Source organism: Streptomyces sp. NPDC001493 (genome assembly GCF_053597235.1).
In genome coordinates, this window is sequence record NZ_JBSFHV010000011.1 from 1 (window position 1) to 17217 (window position 17217).

General features: G+C 71.7%; 15 protein-coding genes and 1 pseudogene. 8 read left to right on the forward strand and 8 right to left on the reverse strand.

The features are described from left to right. A pseudogene (locus ACWCWD_RS17130) lies at positions 1-198 on the reverse strand (hypothetical protein); the annotation flags it as partial. Positions 199-216: 18 nt separating this feature from the next. Beyond that, a complete protein-coding gene (locus ACWCWD_RS17135) occupies positions 217-861 on the reverse strand; it encodes a TetR/AcrR family transcriptional regulator C-terminal domain-containing protein (protein WP_450773632.1) in 645 nt (214 codons plus the stop codon). Positions 862-920: 59 nt separating this feature from the next. Here ACWCWD_RS17135 and ACWCWD_RS17140 point away from each other — a divergent pair, with 59 nt between their 5' ends. Continuing rightward, entirely contained in the window at positions 921-2369 is a 1449-nt protein-coding gene (locus ACWCWD_RS17140) for an FAD-dependent monooxygenase (protein WP_450773633.1), read from the forward strand. Positions 2370-2382: 13 nt separating this feature from the next. On the opposite strand, the gene leuE is transcribed toward ACWCWD_RS17140, so the two are convergent. Together leuE and ACWCWD_RS17150 are read right to left on the reverse strand one after the other, a co-directional pair. After that, complete coding sequence (gene leuE, locus ACWCWD_RS17145; RefSeq protein WP_450773634.1) at positions 2383-3063, reverse strand: leucine efflux protein LeuE; 681 nt, start codon at positions 3061-3063, stop codon at positions 2383-2385. Between the two features lie 96 nt (positions 3064-3159). Further along, positions 3160-4269 carry a cytochrome P450 family protein gene (locus ACWCWD_RS17150; RefSeq protein WP_450773635.1) on the reverse strand — a complete coding sequence of 370 codons (1110 nt, stop codon included), beginning with the start codon at positions 4267-4269 and terminating at the stop codon, positions 3160-3162. 710 nt (positions 4270-4979) lie between these two features. Between ACWCWD_RS17150 and ACWCWD_RS17155 the strand changes: the two genes are divergently transcribed. After that, positions 4980-5864: a L,D-transpeptidase family protein gene (locus tag ACWCWD_RS17155; RefSeq protein ID WP_450773824.1), complete on the forward strand. Its 885-nt coding sequence runs from the start codon at positions 4980-4982 to the stop codon at positions 5862-5864. A 294-nt stretch (positions 5865-6158) separates the two neighbouring features. On the opposite strand, the gene ACWCWD_RS17160 is transcribed toward ACWCWD_RS17155, so the two are convergent. Together ACWCWD_RS17160 and ACWCWD_RS17165 are read right to left on the reverse strand one after the other, a co-directional pair. Beyond that, positions 6159-7598, reverse strand: a complete 1440-nt coding sequence (locus ACWCWD_RS17160) for a hypothetical protein (RefSeq protein WP_450773636.1) — start codon at positions 7596-7598, stop codon at positions 6159-6161. After that, positions 7598-8350 (reverse strand): RNA polymerase sigma factor, encoded by a 753-nt coding sequence (locus ACWCWD_RS17165; RefSeq protein ID WP_450773637.1) that lies wholly within the window; start codon positions 8348-8350, stop codon positions 7598-7600. The genes ACWCWD_RS17160 and ACWCWD_RS17165 overlap by 1 nt, the downstream gene beginning before the upstream one ends. A gap of 540 nt (positions 8351-8890) precedes the next feature. Between ACWCWD_RS17165 and ACWCWD_RS17170 the strand changes: the two genes are divergently transcribed. Next, positions 8891-9460, forward strand: a complete 570-nt coding sequence (locus tag ACWCWD_RS17170) for a GNAT family N-acetyltransferase (protein WP_450773638.1) — start codon at positions 8891-8893, stop codon at positions 9458-9460. Positions 9461-9803: 343 nt separating this feature from the next. Here ACWCWD_RS17170 and ACWCWD_RS17175 read toward each other — a convergent pair whose 3' ends face one another. Further along, positions 9804-10496, reverse strand: a complete 693-nt coding sequence (locus ACWCWD_RS17175) for a hypothetical protein (protein WP_450773825.1) — start codon at positions 10494-10496, stop codon at positions 9804-9806. Positions 10497-10751: 255 nt separating this feature from the next. Next, positions 10752-12404: a family 20 glycosylhydrolase gene (locus tag ACWCWD_RS17180; RefSeq protein ID WP_450773639.1), complete on the reverse strand. Its 1653-nt coding sequence runs from the start codon at positions 12402-12404 to the stop codon at positions 10752-10754. A 460-nt stretch (positions 12405-12864) separates the two neighbouring features. On the opposite strand from ACWCWD_RS17180, the gene ACWCWD_RS17185 reads away from it, so the two are divergent. From ACWCWD_RS17185 to ACWCWD_RS17205, 5 genes are all read left to right on the forward strand, one after another. Next, entirely contained in the window at positions 12865-13527 is a 663-nt protein-coding gene (locus tag ACWCWD_RS17185; protein ID WP_450773640.1) for a 2-oxo-4-hydroxy-4-carboxy-5-ureidoimidazoline decarboxylase, read from the forward strand. 135 nt (positions 13528-13662) lie between these two features. Then, positions 13663-14043 (forward strand): succinate dehydrogenase, cytochrome b556 subunit, encoded by a 381-nt coding sequence (sdhC, locus tag ACWCWD_RS17190; RefSeq protein ID WP_327177610.1) that lies wholly within the window; start codon positions 13663-13665, stop codon positions 14041-14043. A gap of 5 nt (positions 14044-14048) precedes the next feature. Next, positions 14049-14525, forward strand: coding sequence for a succinate dehydrogenase hydrophobic membrane anchor subunit (locus ACWCWD_RS17195; protein ID WP_327177609.1), 477 nt, complete (start codon positions 14049-14051; stop codon positions 14523-14525). Between the two features lie 29 nt (positions 14526-14554). Next, positions 14555-16315, forward strand: coding sequence for a succinate dehydrogenase flavoprotein subunit (sdhA, locus tag ACWCWD_RS17200; RefSeq protein WP_450773641.1), 1761 nt, complete (start codon positions 14555-14557; stop codon positions 16313-16315). Further along, positions 16315-17082, forward strand: coding sequence for a succinate dehydrogenase iron-sulfur subunit (locus ACWCWD_RS17205; RefSeq protein WP_328719773.1), 768 nt, complete (start codon positions 16315-16317; stop codon positions 17080-17082). Before sdhA ends, ACWCWD_RS17205 begins: the two co-directional genes overlap by 1 nt. Positions 17083-17217 lie beyond the last annotated feature (135 nt).

The window sequence follows — 17217 nt, forward strand, 5'->3', positions numbered from 1 at the left end:
GTCGTGCGGGCACGGCACCCGAACGTCGAACCCGACGTCGCCCGCGCCGTCCACGTCGGTGCGCAGGGCGAGGGTGAGGGTCCGGGTGCGCGAACGGCCCGCCGCCGCGTTGTGCCGCCGTCGCGTTGCCCCGCCGCCGCGTTGTGCCGCCGTCGCGTTGCCCCGCAGTCGCCTTGCGCCGCAGTCGCGTTGTGCCACGGCCGCGTTGCCCCGTCGTCACTCCACGCCGTACCGCGCGCCGATCCCCGCGACGAGGATCTGGAGCCCCTCCGCGAACAACTCGTCGTATTCGGTGAAGAGTTCGGAACCGGCCGCGGCGACCAGCGGGAAGTCCGCCATCCGCGCGGCCCGCTCGGACACGTCGTAGCCGTCGCGTCGCTCGCCGGGCATGGGCTGGACGCCCTGTTCCTCGGTGACGAACCCCATCGTGTAGGCGTTGACGGTGGCGGCGGCACGTACGGCCTGCCGCAGGTCGAATCCGGCGTCGACCATCACGCGCAGGTGCTCCTCCATGCCCGGCGCGTGGTCGATGCCGGTGAAGCGCGCCCCGCTGAAGACCTTCGCGCCGTCGCGGTAGCGCAGCAGGGCGGTCCGCAGGGCGGTCTGCGAGGCGATGATCCGCTCCCGCCAGCTTCGGCCGGCGAGGTCCGCGGTCTCCTCGACCAGCATCCGGCGGTACATCGCCGTGGCCATCTCGTCGAGGAGTTCCTGCTTGTTCTTGAAGTGCCAGTACAGGGCGGGCGCCTGGACGTCCAGTTCCTTGGCGATGGCGCGCAGGGTCAGTCCGTCGAGCCCCGTCTCGTTCAGCAGCCGCAGTGCGGTCTCCGCGACCTTCGACCGGTCGATCTTCGTCGTGCCCATCCCGCGCACTTTACCCTCGCCCCTTGACTCCTTAACGACGTTAAGGTCACACTCGCCACATGGAACTTAACAATGTTAAGGAAAGCGTCGCGCGGGACGTGGACGTGCTGATCGTCGGGGCCGGCCCCTGCGGTCTCGCGCTCGCCTGCGACCTGGCCCGGCGCGGGGTGCGCCACCTCCTCGTCGAACGCTCCGGAACCCTCTTCGCGGGCTCCCGGGGCAAGGGCATCCAGCCCCGCACCCGGGAGGTCCTCGACGACCTCGGAGTGGGCGGGGAGGTACGGGCGCACGGCGGGGCCGCGCCCGTGGGGATGTCCTGGAAGGACGGCGAGCGCCTGGGCGCGTACGACATGTTCCGCCGCGCGGCCCCCACCGACGCGGAGCCGTACGGGGAGCCCTGGATGATGCCGCAGTGGCGGACGCAGGAGATCCTGCTCGCCCGGCTGCGCGAACTGGGCGGCGACGTCGTCCTCTCGTCCGCCCTGACGGGGTTCTCCCAGGACGCCGACGGGGTCACCGCGCAGCTCACCACCGGCGAGGTCCGCGCCCGCCACCTGGTCGCCGCGGACGGCGGGCGCTCCACGGTCCGGCGTGCGCTCTCCCTCGCGATGGAGGGCGAGACCGTCGACCCGTCGCCCACGCTGGTGGCGGACGTGCGGATCGGGGCGGCGGCGCTCGACCGGCTCAACTGGCACATCTTCGTGCACGACGCGGGCGTGCTCACCCTCTGCCCGCTGCCCGGCACGGAGGACTTCCAGCTGGTCGCGCAGTTCCTGGAGGGGACGCCCGACACCTCCGCCGAGGGCGTACGGGCACTCGTCGCCGCCCGCACCCACCTCGGCGCGGACGCGGTCACCGAGGTCCGCTGGTCCTCGGACTTCCGGCCCCGCGCGGCGCTCGCCGAACGCTTCCGCCAGGGGCGCGTCCTCCTCGCCGGGGACGCCGCCCATGTGCACTCCCCCGCGGGCGGCCAGGGGCTGAACACCAGCGTCCAGGACGCGTACAACCTCGGCTGGAAGCTCGGCCAGGTGCTGCTGCACGGCGCGCCCGGAGCCCTCCTGGAGACGTACGAGCAGGAGCGCCGCCCGGTCGCCGCCGAGATGCTGGGCCTCTCCACCCGCATCCACCGGGGTGAGCAGCGACGCGGCAAGGAGGCGCAGCAGCTGGGCCTCGGCTACCGCGGGGGTCCGCTCTCCGAGGGCGCGGCGGGCGTCCTGGTGGCGGGCGACCGGGCGCCGGACGGGGACGCGGGCGACGGGCGGCGGCTCTTCGACGTGTTCCGGGGCCCGCACTTCACCCTGCTGGCGGTCGGCACGGACGCCCCGCTGCCGGTGCCGGACGGCGTCATGGTCCGGGTGCACCGCGCGCCGCTCTCGGAGGCGTACGGTGCCGGGCTGTTCCTGGTCCGCCCGGACGGGTACGTCGGCTGGGCGGGCACCACCGCCGAGGGCCTGGGCGCGTACGCCGCACGGCTGGGCCTCGCCCTGCCGGAACCGGCCGCCCGCTGACGCCGGGCGGGACTCAGATGCCGCTGAGCGAGAGCTTCGCGGCGAAGCCGAGGAAGAGCAGACCCGCCGCCGAGGTGGCCGTCGCCGACAGCCGCTTGCGGCGGCGGAAGGCGGCGGCGAGGCGGGTGCCGCCGAAGATCAGCGCGGAGAGGTAGAGGAAGCTCGCCAGCTGGAGCAGCCCGCCCAGGACGACGAACGACACCGCCGGGTAGGCGTAGTCGGGGTCGACGAACTGCACGAAGAAGGAAATCAGGAAGAGGATGGCCTTCGGGTTGAAGATGCTGACCACCAGCGCCCGGCGGTACGGCCGCTCCCGTACCCCGTCCTCCCCGGTGCTCTTCTCCCCGGCGGCCGGGGTGTCCTCGGTGAGTTCGGCGACCCGGAGGGTGCGTTCCCGCCACAGCTGCCGGGCGGCGCGGAGCATCCCGAAGGCCAGCCAGGTCAGGTAGCCGGCGCCCGCGTACTTGACCACCGCGAAGAGCACCGGAGTGGTCTGGAGCAGCGAGGCGGCGCCGAGGGCGGACAGGGTCATGAGGACCGTGTCACCGGTCCAGACCCCGGCCGCCGCGACGTAGCCGGTGCGTATGCCGCGCCGGGCGGCGACGGACAGCACGTAGAGCGAGTTCGGTCCCGGCAGGAGAACGATGAGGACGAGGCCGACGAGGTAGGTCGGCAGATCAGTGACACCCAGCATGGGACGGAGTTTCGCACGCGGGGTGGCCGCGCTGTCCAGGGGCGGGGTCCGGCCGCTGTCCGGGGACCGGGGGCCGGAGCCAAGGAACAACCCTGGTCAGAGCCGGACGGGGAGGGCGGTCAGGTGCCAGTTGACGGGGTTGGTGCCGCGCTCCAGGTGCTCGGGCCCGGTGGCGAGGCGGAGTCCGGGGAACCGGCCGAGCAGTGCGGTCAGGGCGACGGCGGTCTCCTCCTGGGCGAGGTGCGCGCCGAGGCAGCGGTGGGCGCCGTAGCCGAACCCGATGTGGTGCTCCCTGCTGCGGCGGGTGCGGGTGATGTCGAGGCGGTCGGGGTCCGTGAAGGCGGCCGGGTCGCGGTTGGCCGCGGACACGATGGGCAGGACGGCCTCCCCGGCGCGCACCGGGGTGGTTCCGACGGTGGTGTCGCAGACCGCGTAACGGGGCAGCGCGCGCACGACGGGGCCGCAGTAGCGCATGAGTTCGTCGACGGCGTGCGGCATCAGGGAGGGATCCGCACGGAGTCGGGCGAGCTGCTCGGGGTGGGTGAGGAGCGCTTCGGTGCCGTTGGCGACGAGGTTGACGGTGGTGATGTGCCCGGCGACGACGAGATTGACGACGAGCGCGACGAGTTCGTCGGTGCTCAGCCGGTCGCGGCACTCGGGGCCGAGGAGGTCGGAGACGAGGTCGGCGCCGGGGTGGCGGGTGTGGTGCTCCACGAGGGCGTGCGCGTCGTCGACCATGCCGGCGAGCGCGTCCCCGAGTTCCTCGCCGCAGACCCCGGCGGTCAGGGTGGCGCTCCGGGCCCGCCAGCGGTCGCGGTCGGCCTCGGGGACGGCGATGAGTTCGCAGATGACGGTGATGGGCAGGGGCCGGGCGAAGTGCTCCACCAGGTCCACCACACCGTTCTCGGCGTACTCCGGCAGGCGGTCGATCAGCTGGTGGGCGATGGCCTCGATCCTCGGGCGCAGCGCGGCCACCCGCATCGGGGAGAACGCGGCGGTCACCAGGCCGCGCAGCCGGCGGTGGTCGGCGCCGTCCGCGTCGAAGATCCCGGCGCGCAGGTACTTCTCGTGGTCCGGCCGCATGCCGCGGGCCTGCCAGGTCTGCTCCGTACGGTGGGCGACCGGAGCACCGGGGACGGTCGCCGCGTCCACGGTGAAGCGGGGGTCGCTCATGATCGTGCGGATGTCGTCGAAGCGGGTGGCCACCCACATCGGGTCGACCCCCCGCGCGCCCGCGCACCATCCGCTCGCGTGCGCGGACGGGTGCGTAGGAGGTGAACGGGTCGCGTACCAGATCCCGGTCGGCGAGATCCAGGGGTTCGTCGGCCGGTGGTTCGTCGGCCGATGGATCGTCGGCGGGAGGTTCGTCGGCCACGTCCGCACCGGCGAGGAGGCCGTCGGCGCGGAGGTCGTCGACGGGTGGTTCGTCGGCCGGTGGGGTCGCTTCGAGAACGGCTGCTGGGACGTCGAGGGCGGCTGTCGCTTCGTCGGCGGCTTCGGTCAGGTCCGGGTCCGGTACTGCCATGTCGGATGCTCCTGCGGGCTCTTGGCCGGTCGGGTGTCCGGCCGATCGGGGCCGGACCGTCCCCGTCCCATGGTCCACCCGGGCCGCCGGGTCGGGGCGGGCCCGGATCCCAATCCACCCGGACGAGCGCATTCGCGGGAAACGGTGTTCCCCGTGTCGCCGTCGTACGAGGTTCGGCAACCGCGCGGGGCGGGAACGCGTCCCCCGTAACACCGGTACGCGGGGCGTTGCGGGCCACGGGGAGGCCGAAGTGACACGCACACGAGCGACACGCACACGAGCGACACGTCCACCCTCGACATCGACACCGCCGCCATCTGCGGCCCCGCCGCCGGCCCATGACCACGGGCGCGGCCGGCCCGCGCGGAGGGTCGCCGCGACCGCCGCCGTACTGCTCGCCGGGGCGGTCCTGGCGGCGGGGTGCAAACCGGTGGAGGTGACCGGCGGTTCGAGCGCCTCGCCCGTACCCGTACCCGGGGCGGCCACCGGGACCGCCACCGCACAGCCGGCCTCGTCGCCACGGACTCCGACGCGCACTCCTTCGACGTCCCGCACCTCCGACGACAAGCCGCCCGCTCCCTCCGCGCCGCCCACCCCGGCCGCGAGTCCCACCGCCCCCACCGCCCCGGCGCCTTCGCCGTCCGCCTCGGCCCTGATGGGCATCGGCTCGGAGGGTGCGCGGGTGCGTGAACTCCAGGCCCGGCTGGGGCAGGCCGGGCACTTCACCCGCAACCCCACCGGCTACTACGGGACCCTCACCGCCACGGCGGTGGAGGCCTTTCAGCGCAAGCTCGGCCTCGCGGTGACGGGCCGGACGGACTCCGTCACCTGGCAGCGGCTGCTGGCCGCCACGCGTACGCCCACCGCGTCCGAGCTCGACCCGCCGACCGAGCTTCCCGTGGCCGCTCCGGACCCGCGCTGCCTGAAGGGGAGGGTGCTCTGCATCAGCAAGGAGAGCCGGACCCTGGCGTGGATGATCGACGGCCGGGTGGTCTCGGTGATGGACGTGCGGTTCGGCTCGGAGTACACGCCGACGCGTGAGGGCGTCTTCTCCGTCTACTGGAAGTCGCGCCACCACGTCTCCACGCTGTACGGCTCCGCGATGCCGTACGCGATGTTCTTCAGCGGCGGCCAAGCGGTGCACTACTCCGCCGACTTCGCGGCGCGCGGCTACGGCGGGGCGTCCCACGGGTGCGTCAACGTCCGCGACGAGAAGAAGATCTCCGCCCTCTACGCGCAGGTGAAGGACGGCGACAAGGTGGTCATCTATCACTGACGGACCATCAGCAACCGCCCACGACAACGCACTCGAACCCTGAACCACGCCAAGGACCGAGGAAGGAGAAGAGGAGGGGTGGAGAGGAAAGGAAGAAGAAGGGGCGCGGACGGGACCGGGGGAACGTGTCCCGCCCGCGCCGATGCGCGGAGCCGAAGGTACGGGGGGAACCCCGGCTCGATGCGCCGCCGATGACCAGTCGGCTCACTTCCTACTGCGTCACCCATCCGAAAAACGTCACAGCTGTCGGCCGAATGTGATCGGCCCCACACCGGTGGCACGACGGGCGAGCGGTCAGATCCACCCGTAGGCGGCACGGTCGAGGCCCCCGGAACCGGGCTCGGCGTACCCGTCGGACCCGCACCCGGCGCCCCGCCCGTCGCCGTACCCGCCCTGGGAGGTCTGCGCGTCCCACCCGGCCCGCCCGGTCCGCTCGGCCGCCTCGGGCCCGGAGCCGTGGTCCACGCCGTTCGTACCGTTCGTACCGTTCGTGCCGGGATCCGTGGCCCACGTCCCGCCGGACGTGGTGCCCGTGGACAGCGTCCGCTCCGGAGCGGCTTCCGCACCCGCCTTCGCCGCCGCCTTCACGCCTGTCCGCGTGGCCGCCGTCTTCGGCGCCGACGCGGCCGGAGTCGCGGACGGCGCCGCGAGGGTGGTGGCGGCCGGGCCGCTCGCGGGGGTGTCCCGCGGCGAGTAGGCGGACGACTCACCCTGCTGGTACCCGTCCTGGCCCCACTCGTCCTTGCCGTCACCGGTGTGGCCGGAGCCGTATCCCGTGCCGTCCGGGGTCGCCCCGTCCGGGCCGTCGCCCGCGACGGAGCCACCGGGGTACGCGGCCGTGATCCCCGCGCAGTACTCCGGAATGTTCTTCTCACCCCGGGCCAGTTCGGCGAGGCTGCGGCGCTCCCGCTCGTCCAGGTCTCCGTCCCGGTAGTCGTGGCAGTCCTCCACGGCCTCGGCGTACCAGCCGGACCCGAAGCCGCCCGAGTCGTCCGAGCCGTCCGAGCCGCCGTACGTGCCCCGGTCCGGGAACCCGTATCCGTCGCCGTGACCGCCCGCGTGGCCGCCCGAACTCCCCTCTTCCCCGGCGCCGTTGCCGCCGTTCGACCCGCTGGCCCCCGGGGCGGCGCTGCCGCCCTCGCCCGGGACGGTTCCGCCGGAGGGTGTGCCGGTCCCCGTCGGGGCACCGGAAGGAGTGTCCGTACCGGACGCCTCCGGAGTGGAGCCGTCCGGCGAGGCGGCCACCGACACGGTGCTCGCCGGGCCGTGTTCCGTGCCGCCGAACGCCCCGGCCAGCGCGCCCGTACCGGCCGCCACCGCGACGCCGCCGAGCGCGCATCCGGCGAGCGAGGCCGCCAGGCCGATGCGTACCGGCCGGCCGAAGCGGGGCCGCTCCCGGCGGCGGGACGGGGAGGGCGGCGTACCGAGCCGCACCGGGTCGAGCGCGCCCCCGCCCGGGGCCGTACCGGCCTCCGGGACCGGCCCGACGGGACGCCGGTGGCGCCCCGCCCCGGGCGCCCCGCGCATCGGCCCCACTTGCCGGAAAGCGGCCAACGCCGCTTCCTCGCCCGGGAGTTCACCATCGGCCGACGATCCCGGACGAGCCGCGCCGAGCGCATCGGAGAGACTCCGTGCGGCGGAACGCGCCTGAACCCCGGGAGGCAGGACCGGTTCGCCGCGGAGCAGTTTCTCCGCCGCGTCCCTGTCGAGCCACTCGTCCCGATCGTCGGCCATCACATGTCCTTCTGCGTCCACGGACGCGAATGCGTCACTCCGGGAACCACTCCCGCGGGCGCCGCCACACCACCTCGCCCGAGGCGCTGCGCGGGGACGGCGCCGAGTTCCGGCCCGGGTCCGTCCAGGCCCCCCGCACCGTGCTCCGGCCCGTCGTTCATCGGCCCCCCAGGGACCGTACCGGCCCATTCCGCTTCCCGCTGCTCCCCTCCCAGCATCTCCGCCAGTCGCTTCAGCCCGCGGTGCGCGGCCGTGCGTACGGCACCGGGCCGCTTGCCCAGCGTCTGCGCGGCGCTCTTCGCGTCGAGGCCGACGACCACCCGCAGGACGACCGCTTCGGCCTGGTCCTGCGGGAGCCTGGCTATGAGCGCCATGGCCCGCTCGGTGTCGATGGCCTCGATGGCCTCTCCCGCGGTGTCCGAATCCGCCGGACGCCCCGTCAGCTCCGTCTCGTCACCGCCGATCGCGGGCCTCCGCCCGCGCATCCGCAGATGGTCCAGGGAACGGTTGCGCGCGATCCGGGCCGCCCAGCCCCGGAACCGGTCGGCGTCCCCACTGAACCGGCTCAGATCGCGGGCGATCTGGAACCACGTCTCGGACGCCACGTCCTCCGCGTCCGCGTCCCCCACCAGCGTTCGTATGTACCCCAACAGCCGTGGCTGCACAGCGCGGTACACAACGCGGAAGGCTTCCTCGCTCCCGCCCTGCGCCGCGAGCACCGCGGCGGTCAGCTCCGCGTCGTCCCCCAGCACCCCTCAACCGCCCTGCTGTCCCGAATCGCGGCTGGTCACCGCCGCTGCGCCACCCTGCGCGATCAGCACGCTACGTGCTCGGCGGGTGCCGCGTCCATGGCTTGTACAAGTCGCAACAAACCGTCGGCGGCCCCCGGGTGTAACAGAAAACGCGCCAGTGGCGCTGAGTGAAGTACGGGGCCGCACTGCGGCTTCGTGGAAGACGGCCGAGGCCTCTCCTGTGGGGGGTGGCGGCCTCGGCCGTTCTTCCGCTCCGCCGCGCCGACCAGGCAATACGCGCCCCCGGAGCCCTGGGACGGCCGACACGTGGCCAACGCATGACCAACGCGGTCGACGATCATCCGGCCCTCCCTCGCCCCGGACGCAACACCGCGCGAGCCTCGGCCCCGCCTCTCGATCGCCTTGATCGCCTCGATCCGGAATGCGGCCGGCTCCGCCCGCGTCGGCCGAGCCCGACGAGCGGGTGACCCGATATCGCCGCCGCACTGGACGACAGAATCCGGCACCGGAACCGGTAAGAAGCGCTGGTTAACTGTGGACATGACGGCACCTGTCTTCCAGATTCGCGAAAGCACGTCCGAGGATTTCGCGACCATCATGGACGTGGAGACCCGCTCCTTCGGTTACGACAAGGAGGCCAGACTGGTAGCGGACCTCCTGGCCGACCCGACTGCTTCCCCCACGGTGTCCCTGCTGGCCTTCGACGGGGAGGAGCCGGTCGGGCACATCCTGTTCACGCGGGCCTTTCTCGACGGCCTCGACGACCAGCCGATGATTCACATCCTGGCGCCGTTGGCCGTCACGCCGGAGCACCAGCGCCGAGGCGTGGGCGGGCAGTTGATCGACGCGGGCATCCGGAAGCTGAAGGAGCGGGGCTCTCACCTGGTCTTCGTCCTCGGCCACAAGGACTATTACCCGAAACACGGCTTCCGCCCCGATGCCGGTGCGCAGGGCTATCCGGCCCCGCATCACCTTCCGGACGAGGTTGCCGACTGCTGGATGGTTCAGCCCGTCAGTGACCGGGGGTTCGGGGTCGGCCAGGGCAAGGTTCGCTGCTGCGACGAGTTGAACAAGCCTCAGCACTGGCGCGACGACGAGGCGGACCGCTGAACGAGTCTCGTTCCTGGGCAGCAGGCTGACCGTAGCGACTGACCCGTCTGCCGTCCGTTCCCTGCGGTGCACCCCGCGGAAGCCGCCGACTCGACAGGCAACTCGCCGCACACAGATGTCAGTTGACCGCGCAAGCCAGGCGTCCCGCTCGTCCCCTCATCGTCGCGATCGAGCGCCGGGGCCTTCGTGAAGCTGGTACCGATGGAGACGAGGCGGGGATCCGGCCGCCCCGTCGCCGGATGCCGGTACGCCTGCCGTACGGAAGCCCGGGGCGCGCCGACGGCCTCAACGGGCGCGCCGGGAGGGGCGCGCCGGGAGGGGCATTCCGACGCACCCCACCCCCTCACGCCTGGTTGCGCGCCCTCCGCGACATGACCGCGCGCAGCACCCTGCGGCCCTCCGTCGAGTGGTCGAGTGCCCGCCGCAGGCCCGCGCCGCTGCCGGGCGAGCCGGCGGTCTCGGCGAGGATCTCCAGCAGCTCGCGCTGGCGGCGCAGTTCGCCCGCGACGAGCGGACCCGCGTCGGCCTCGGCCCCGGCGGAACCGATCCTCAGCAGCTCCAGGGTTTCCCGTTCGCCGGTCTCCGGCGCTTCCTCCAGCGCTTCCTCCGAACCCGCCGGACCCGCCGCCTCCGCCGCCTCCGCCGCAGGGGCGTCCAGGTCCGGGGTGGGCGGCTGGTCGGCCCGCCGGTGGATCTCCAGGGAGAGCAGGGAGCAGGCGTCGGCCCAGATCCGCAGGGGCCCGGCCTCGAAGGTCTCCGGGGCGGCGTCCAACGTCGCGCGGATGCGCGCGAGGAAGGCGCCGGGCACCTCCCCGTCGGCGGTGCCGGGCGGCGCGTCCAGGGCCGCGACGGTCTCGCGTGCGGCGGCGAGGCGGGCCGCCCACGCGGTGCCGTCCTCGCAGCTCGCCCAGAGCGGGCGCAGCGGTTCCGGGCCGTCGCCCTCCGGGGCCGGGGGCAGGCAGCGGTCGAGGCAGGCGAGGCCGCTCGCGGCCAGTGCACGCGCGTCGGCGCGGGCGATGAGGTCCCACAGGTTCATGACGTACCCCCAGGTCTTCTGTGTCGCGTACAGCGCCGGGTGGCGTGAATACGTCACCGCACCCCGGCCGGAAAGCGCGCCAGGACGCCGCCGGAGCGCCCCACCAGCCACAACAATCCCAGAAATCAGGAAAAATGACTCCTGTTCGGCGCGAATTTGACGAAGGAAACAAGAAGGGGCTCCCGGTGGCCGACCCGCTCGCCGGCCACCGGATGGCTTGATTCCGCATGCTCCCCCTCCCGGAGGGGCACAGCCTCACCCCCTCCCGTCGATCTCCCCCGCCAGACCGGTGAACGCCGCCCAGCTCAGCGCGGGCTTCCCCGGTACCCAGAGCTTCTGCGCGGTGGCCTTCAGCGGCATCCGGATGCCCTCGGCCACCTGCGTCTGGGTCTGGGCGTTGGGGAAGTCGCCCCAGACGGCGAACCGGCCGCCCAGGATCTGGTCGGAGTACTTGGCCGGGACCGGCCGGGTGCCGCGCAGGACGAGCGGGGTCCACTGCTCGTAGATCCGCTTCCCGGTCGGGTAGACGAACTCGTTGGGCTCGCCGAGCACGTAGTAGAGGAACTCGTCGTTGAGGTTCACCACCGGCCGCCCCTCGCTCAGGTACGCCTCCGGTTCGCGGGCGCCGATCTCCTTGCCCGTCCAGTACTCGATCTCGATCCGCTTGTCCGCGGTCACGGTGCCGCCGCTGAAGAGGCCGTCGTTCCAGGCCTTCGCGGTCTTCCCCTTCGGGCGGACCACGGCGGCGCGGTCGTTGAGCCAGCCGGTGGCGAGGTCCTCGATGGTGGCTCCGTCGCCGTACTTCTGCCGGGCGGCGACGAGGAGCTGCGGGTACGAGGCGCCGGGGTCGGGGACCGTGAGCGCCTGGTACTCGTCGGCGCCCAGGTGCCAGAACTTCCCGCCGAAGAGGCCGGTGAACTCGTCGAGCAGTTCGTCGATCAGCTTCGCGGCCCCCGGCTTCGAGATGTCGAGGGAACCCTTGGACACCGCCCCGGAGACGCTGTGGAGCTGGAGGTCGGGGTGGGCCCGGAGCACGGCACCGAGGTGTCCGGGCGAGTCGATCTCGGGGACCACCTCGATGTGCAGGCTCTTCGCCAGCGCCAGGATCTTCTTCACCTGGGCCTGGCTCAGGTGGTCCGGGGAGACCACCTCGGGGTGGGAGCGGGACTCGATGCGGAACGCCTGGTCGTCGGAGAAGTGCAGGCCGAACTGGTTCATCTTGAGGTCCGCCATCTCGCGGAGCCGGTCCTCGATCCAGTCGACGCTGTACGGCTTGCGCGCGATGTCCAGGTTGAAGCCGCGCTGCGGGCGGTCGGGGCGGTCGTTGACGACGCCCTCGGGGAAGGTGCCGTCGGCGGCGACCGACTGCTTGAGGGTGCGGGTGCCCCAGAAGACGCCGGCCTCGTCGGGTCCGCTGATGGTCACCCGGCCGTCCCGTGCGGTGAGGGTGTACGACTCGGCGCCGGTCTTCGCTCCCTTGTCCAGGGAGAGCTCGACGTCACCCGAACGGGCGGCGGCCTCCCCCTTGTAACTCAGTCGCAGCTCCTTCGCGAGCAGCCTGGCCTCGTCGGCGAGGGCGCCGCTGCCGTCGGCGACGACCACCGCGCCGGAGGAGGTGGGCTTCCAGCCGGGACCGCGTGCGGCGGTGTGCTCGCGTACGGCCGGGATGGTGCGGGGCGCCGCGGAGAGGGCGTAGCTGCGGGTGGGTGACGGGGAGCGCGGAGGGGAGGGGGAGTCGGCGGCGGGTGTCGACGCGTCGGGGGACGAGGGCGATATGGAGGGCGCCGACGAGGCGGCGTCCCCGGTGGGCTCGGAGCCGCCGTCGTCACCCGAACCGCAGGAGACGAGGGCGAGCGCGGCGGCGGTGAGGGCCGCCGCTCCGGCGAGGGCACCGCGTGAGAGGGACATGGGGTGGAGACCTCCGGGGCGTGGGGGGCGTGGAGGGAAGGACATGAGGGAGCCGAGGGACCTGAGAGGTCTCAGAGACCCGAGGGACCGGTGGGATCGGCGGCGCCCACGGGAGAGGCGCATGCCGCAGATGTACGCGCACCGGGGCGCGGATACCGGCCACTGGCCCTCGCTTAGCCCGATCGAGGGATACGACGATCGGACGGGATGTCAGTCAAACGTTCCGAAACTCTCTCGTTCGGGTGGTTTTCTGGGTTCCGCCGGACGGGTGTCCTCTGATCTCGCTACCGTTGCGGCACATACGCCACTCCCTTCACTTTCGTCCCCCGTGCGGCCTCCCCCGTGCGGGCTCACTGCCTTTCCGGCCTTTCCGGCCTTCCCGACCCCTCTCCAGGGTCCTGATGTTCATTCGTCCGAGGAGTTCACGCTGTCCAGGTCCAGCGAGCCCACCGCCGCCGGCGTGCCGGAGCAGGTGCGGCAGAGCGGCCGCCGGACGGCCCGTCCGGTCCGCGAGCACGTTCCCGCGCCCGCCCCGCCGCACCAGGACCCGCAGCACCAGGACCCGTACCTCCGGGCTCCCATGACCCCGCACGGACTCGCCCGGTTCAACACGGCTCCGTTCCTGGTGGCGGAGGCCGCCCTGCTGGAGTGCTGCGGCAGCACCCGCTGGGCGCACCGCGTGGCCTCGTACCGCCCGTATCCCGATCTGGACTCCTTGCTCGCCGCCTCCGACGAAGCGGGTTACGACCTGTCTCCCACGGATGTCGCCGAGGCGCTCGCCGGCGAGGCGGCGCCCTCGTTGCCCGAGGACGCGCCCCACGCGGCGCGTCTGGCGCTGGAGGCGGCGCACGCCGCGTACGTGGCCAAGTTCGGTCACGCGTTCGTGATCTGCCTGGACGGCCACCGGCCCTCCCATCACGTGGACCAGGTGCTCGCCGGCATCAGGGCCCGGCTGGCGCACGACCCGGACGAGGAGCGCTCGGTCACGGCGGATGAGATGCGGCGGCTCGCCCGGGAACGCATCATCGAGCTGGTGACGGCGCCCTCCCCGGGCCCGGCGCCGGACAGGGCCCCGGACCCGGAAACCCCTAGCCCGTCCGTGGCTGATCGATTGCCTCTTTGATCACAGCAAGGGCCCCGGCGCGAACGAACCGACAAAGCGTCGCTACCATGGCCGGGGCCGGTGGACCGTACCCGGCCGGGTCAGACCGACAGTCAAGCCGGCCGACCCCAATCCCCGCTCCCGGAGGGTTCTTCCGTGCCGGCTGGAACGCTGTACCGCGGCCGGGAAGGCATGTGGTCCTGGGTGGCTCATCGAGTCACCGGTGTCCTCATTTTCTTCTTCCTGTTCGTACACGTCCTGGACACCGCTCTCGTCCGTGTCTCCCCCGAGGCGTACGACGACGTCGTCAACACCTACAAGACCCCGATCGTCGCGCTCCTCGAGTACGGCCTGGTCGCCGCCATCCTGTTCCACGCGCTGAACGGTCTGCGGATCGTCGCCGTGGACTTCTGGTCCAAGGGCCCGCGCTTCCAGAAGCAGATGCTCTGGACCGTGCTGGGCATCTGGATCGTGCTGATGGTGGGGGCCCTGTACCCCGTCCTCGGTCACGCCGTACGTGAAATCTTCGGGAGCTGAGGCCAATGTCGACCGAGACCTCCTCCGCGATCGGTGACGTCGAAGGCGTGAGCCTGTACGACGTCGACCACCCGGCCCCGGTGATCGAGCCCCCGCGCAAGCGGACCGGCAAGACGCCGAAGTCGACGCGTGGCAACTTCGAGATGTACGCCTGGCTCTTCATGCGCCTGTCGGGCATCGTCCTGGTCGTCCTCGTCATCGGCCACCTGCTGATCCAGCTGGTGCTCGACGGCGGCGTCTCCAAGATCGGTTTCGCCTTCGTGGCGGGCCGCTGGGCTTCGCCGTTCTGGCAGGTCTGGGACCTGGCGATGCTCTGGCTCGCCATGCTCCACGGCTCCAACGGCCTCCGTACGGTCATCAATGACTACGCCGAACGGGCGAACACCCGCTTCTGGCTCAAGATGCTCCTGTACACCGCCACGGTCTTCACCGTCCTGCTGGGCACGCTGGTGATCTTCACCTTCGACCCGAACATCCGCTAGGCACCGGGCCAGAGGGACCAGAGGAAATCATGCAGATCCACAAGTACGACACCGTCATCGTCGGTGCCGGCGGCGCCGGTATGCGCGCGGCCATCGAGTCCACGAAGCGCAGCCGCACCGCGGTGCTGACGAAGCTCTACCCCACCCGCTCCCACACGGGCGCGGCGCAGGGCGGCATGGCCGCCGCGCTGGCGAACGTGGAGGAGGACAACTGGGAGTGGCACACCTTCGACACGATCAAGGGCGGCGACTACCTGGTCGACCAGGACGCCGCCGAGATCCTGGCGAAGGAGGCCATCGACGCGGTCCTCGACCTGGAGAAGATGGGCCTGCCGTTCAACCGCACGCCCGAGGGCCGTATCGACCAGCGCCGCTTCGGCGGTCACACCCGCAGCCACGGTGAGGCCCCCGTCCGCCGGTCCTGCTACGCCTCGGACCGTACGGGCCACATGATCCTCCAGACGCTGTACCAGAACTGCGTCAAGGAGGGTGTGGAGTTCTTCAACGAGTTCTACGTCCTGGACCTCCTGCTCCAGGAGGACCCCGAGACCGGTGTGAAGAAGTCCGCCGGCGTCGTGGCGTACGAGCTCTCCACGGGCGAGATCCACGTCTTCCAGGCGAAGGCGATCATCTTCGCCTCCGGCGGCACCGGCAAGTTCTTCAAGGTGACGTCGAACGCGCACACCCTGACCGGTGACGGCCAGGCCGCCGCGTGGCGCCGCGGGCTGCCGCTGGAGGACATGGAGTTCTTCCAGTTCCACCCGACGGGCATCTGGCGCATGGGCATCCTGCTGACGGAGGGCGCCCGCGGTGAGGGCGGCATCCTCCGCAACAAGGACGGCGAGCGCTTCATGGAGAAGTACGCGCCGGTCATGAAGGACCTCGCGTCCCGTGACGTCGTGTCCCGCTCCATCTACACGGAGATCCGTGAGGGCCGCGGCTGCGGTCCCGAGGGCGACCACGTCTACCTCGACCTCACGCACCTCCCGCCGGAGCAGCTGGACGCGAAGCTCCCGGACATCACGGAGTTCGCGCGTACGTACCTCGGCATCGAGCCCTACACGGACCCGATCCCGATCCAGCCGACCGCGCACTACGCCATGGGCGGCATCCCGACCAACGTCATGGGCGAGGTGCTTTCGGACAACACGACCGTCGTCCCGGGCCTCTACGCCGCCGGCGAGGTCGCGTGCGTGTCCGTGCACGGTGCCAACCGTCTGGGCACCAACTCGCTGCTCGACATCAACGTCTTCGGACGCCGGTCGGGCATCGCCGCCGCCGAGTACTCCGCGGAGAACGACTTCGTCGAGCTTCCCGAGAACCCGGCGCAGATGGTCGTGGACCAGGTCGAGCGCCTGCGGAACTCCACCGGCACCGAGCGCGTCTCGGCGATCCGCCTGGAGCTCCAGGAGTGCATGGACGCCAACGTGATGGTGTTCCGCACCGAGCAGACGATCAAGACGGCCGTCGACAAGATCGCCGAGCTGCGCAAGCGGTACCTGAACGTGTCCATCCAGGACAAGGGCAAGCGGTTCAACACGGACCTGCTGGAGGCCATCGAGCTGGGCAACCTGCTCGAACTGGCCGAGGTCATGGCGACGTCCGCGCTGGCCCGCAAGGAGTCCCGCGGCGGTCACTACCGCGAGGACTTCCCGAACCGCGACGACGTCAACTTCATGCGCCACACCATGGCGTACCGCGAGGTCGCGGCCGACGGCACCGAGTCGATCCGGCTCGACTACAAGCCGGTCGTCCAGACCCGCTACCAGCCGATGGAGCGTAAGTACTGATGGCTACCCCGACCCTGGAGAAGACGAGCGCCCCCGAGCCCGGCTTCGCCGACACCCCGTACATCACGGCCACGATCCGGATCCGCCGCTTCAACCCGGAGGTCTCCGAGGAAGCGGTCTGGCAGGACTTCCAGATCGAGATCGACCCGAAGGAGCGTGTCCTCGACGCCCTTCACAAGATCAAGTGGGAGCTGGACGGCACTCTGACGTTCCGCCGTTCCTGCGCGCACGGCATCTGCGGCTCCGACGCGATGCGGATCAACGGCAAGAACAGGCTCGCCTGCAAGACGCTGATCAAGGACATCAACCCGGAGAAGCCGATCACGGTCGAGGCCATCAAGGGCCTCACGGTCCTCAAGGACCTCGTGGTCGACATGGACCCGTTCTTCCAGGCGTACCGCGACGTCATGCCGTTCCTGGTCACCAAGGGGAACGAGCCGACCCGCGAGCGTCTGCAGTCCGCCGAGGACCGCGAGCGCTTCGACGACACCACCAAGTGCATCCTGTGCGCCGCGTGCACGTCCTCGTGCCCGGTGTTCTGGAACGACGGCCAGTACTTCGGCCCGGCGGCGATCGTCAACGCGCACCGCTTCATCTTCGACTCGCGCGACGAGGCCGGCGAGCAGCGGCTGGAGATCCTCAACGACCGTGACGGTGTGTGGCGTTGCCGCACGACCTTCAACTGCACGGACGCCTGCCCGCGTGGCATCGAGGTCACCAAGGCCATCCAGGAAGTGAAGCGCGCGCTGATCACGCGTCGCTTCTGATCCGCCCGGTACGACGGGAGGCCCCGTCCACCGCACGCGAAAGCGTCGGTGGGCGGGGCCTCTTGCTGCGCCCGGGGGGCCGCAACGGTACGGTCGGGTGCCCGGCACCGCACAGGGCCGGCCGAGCGAAACGGG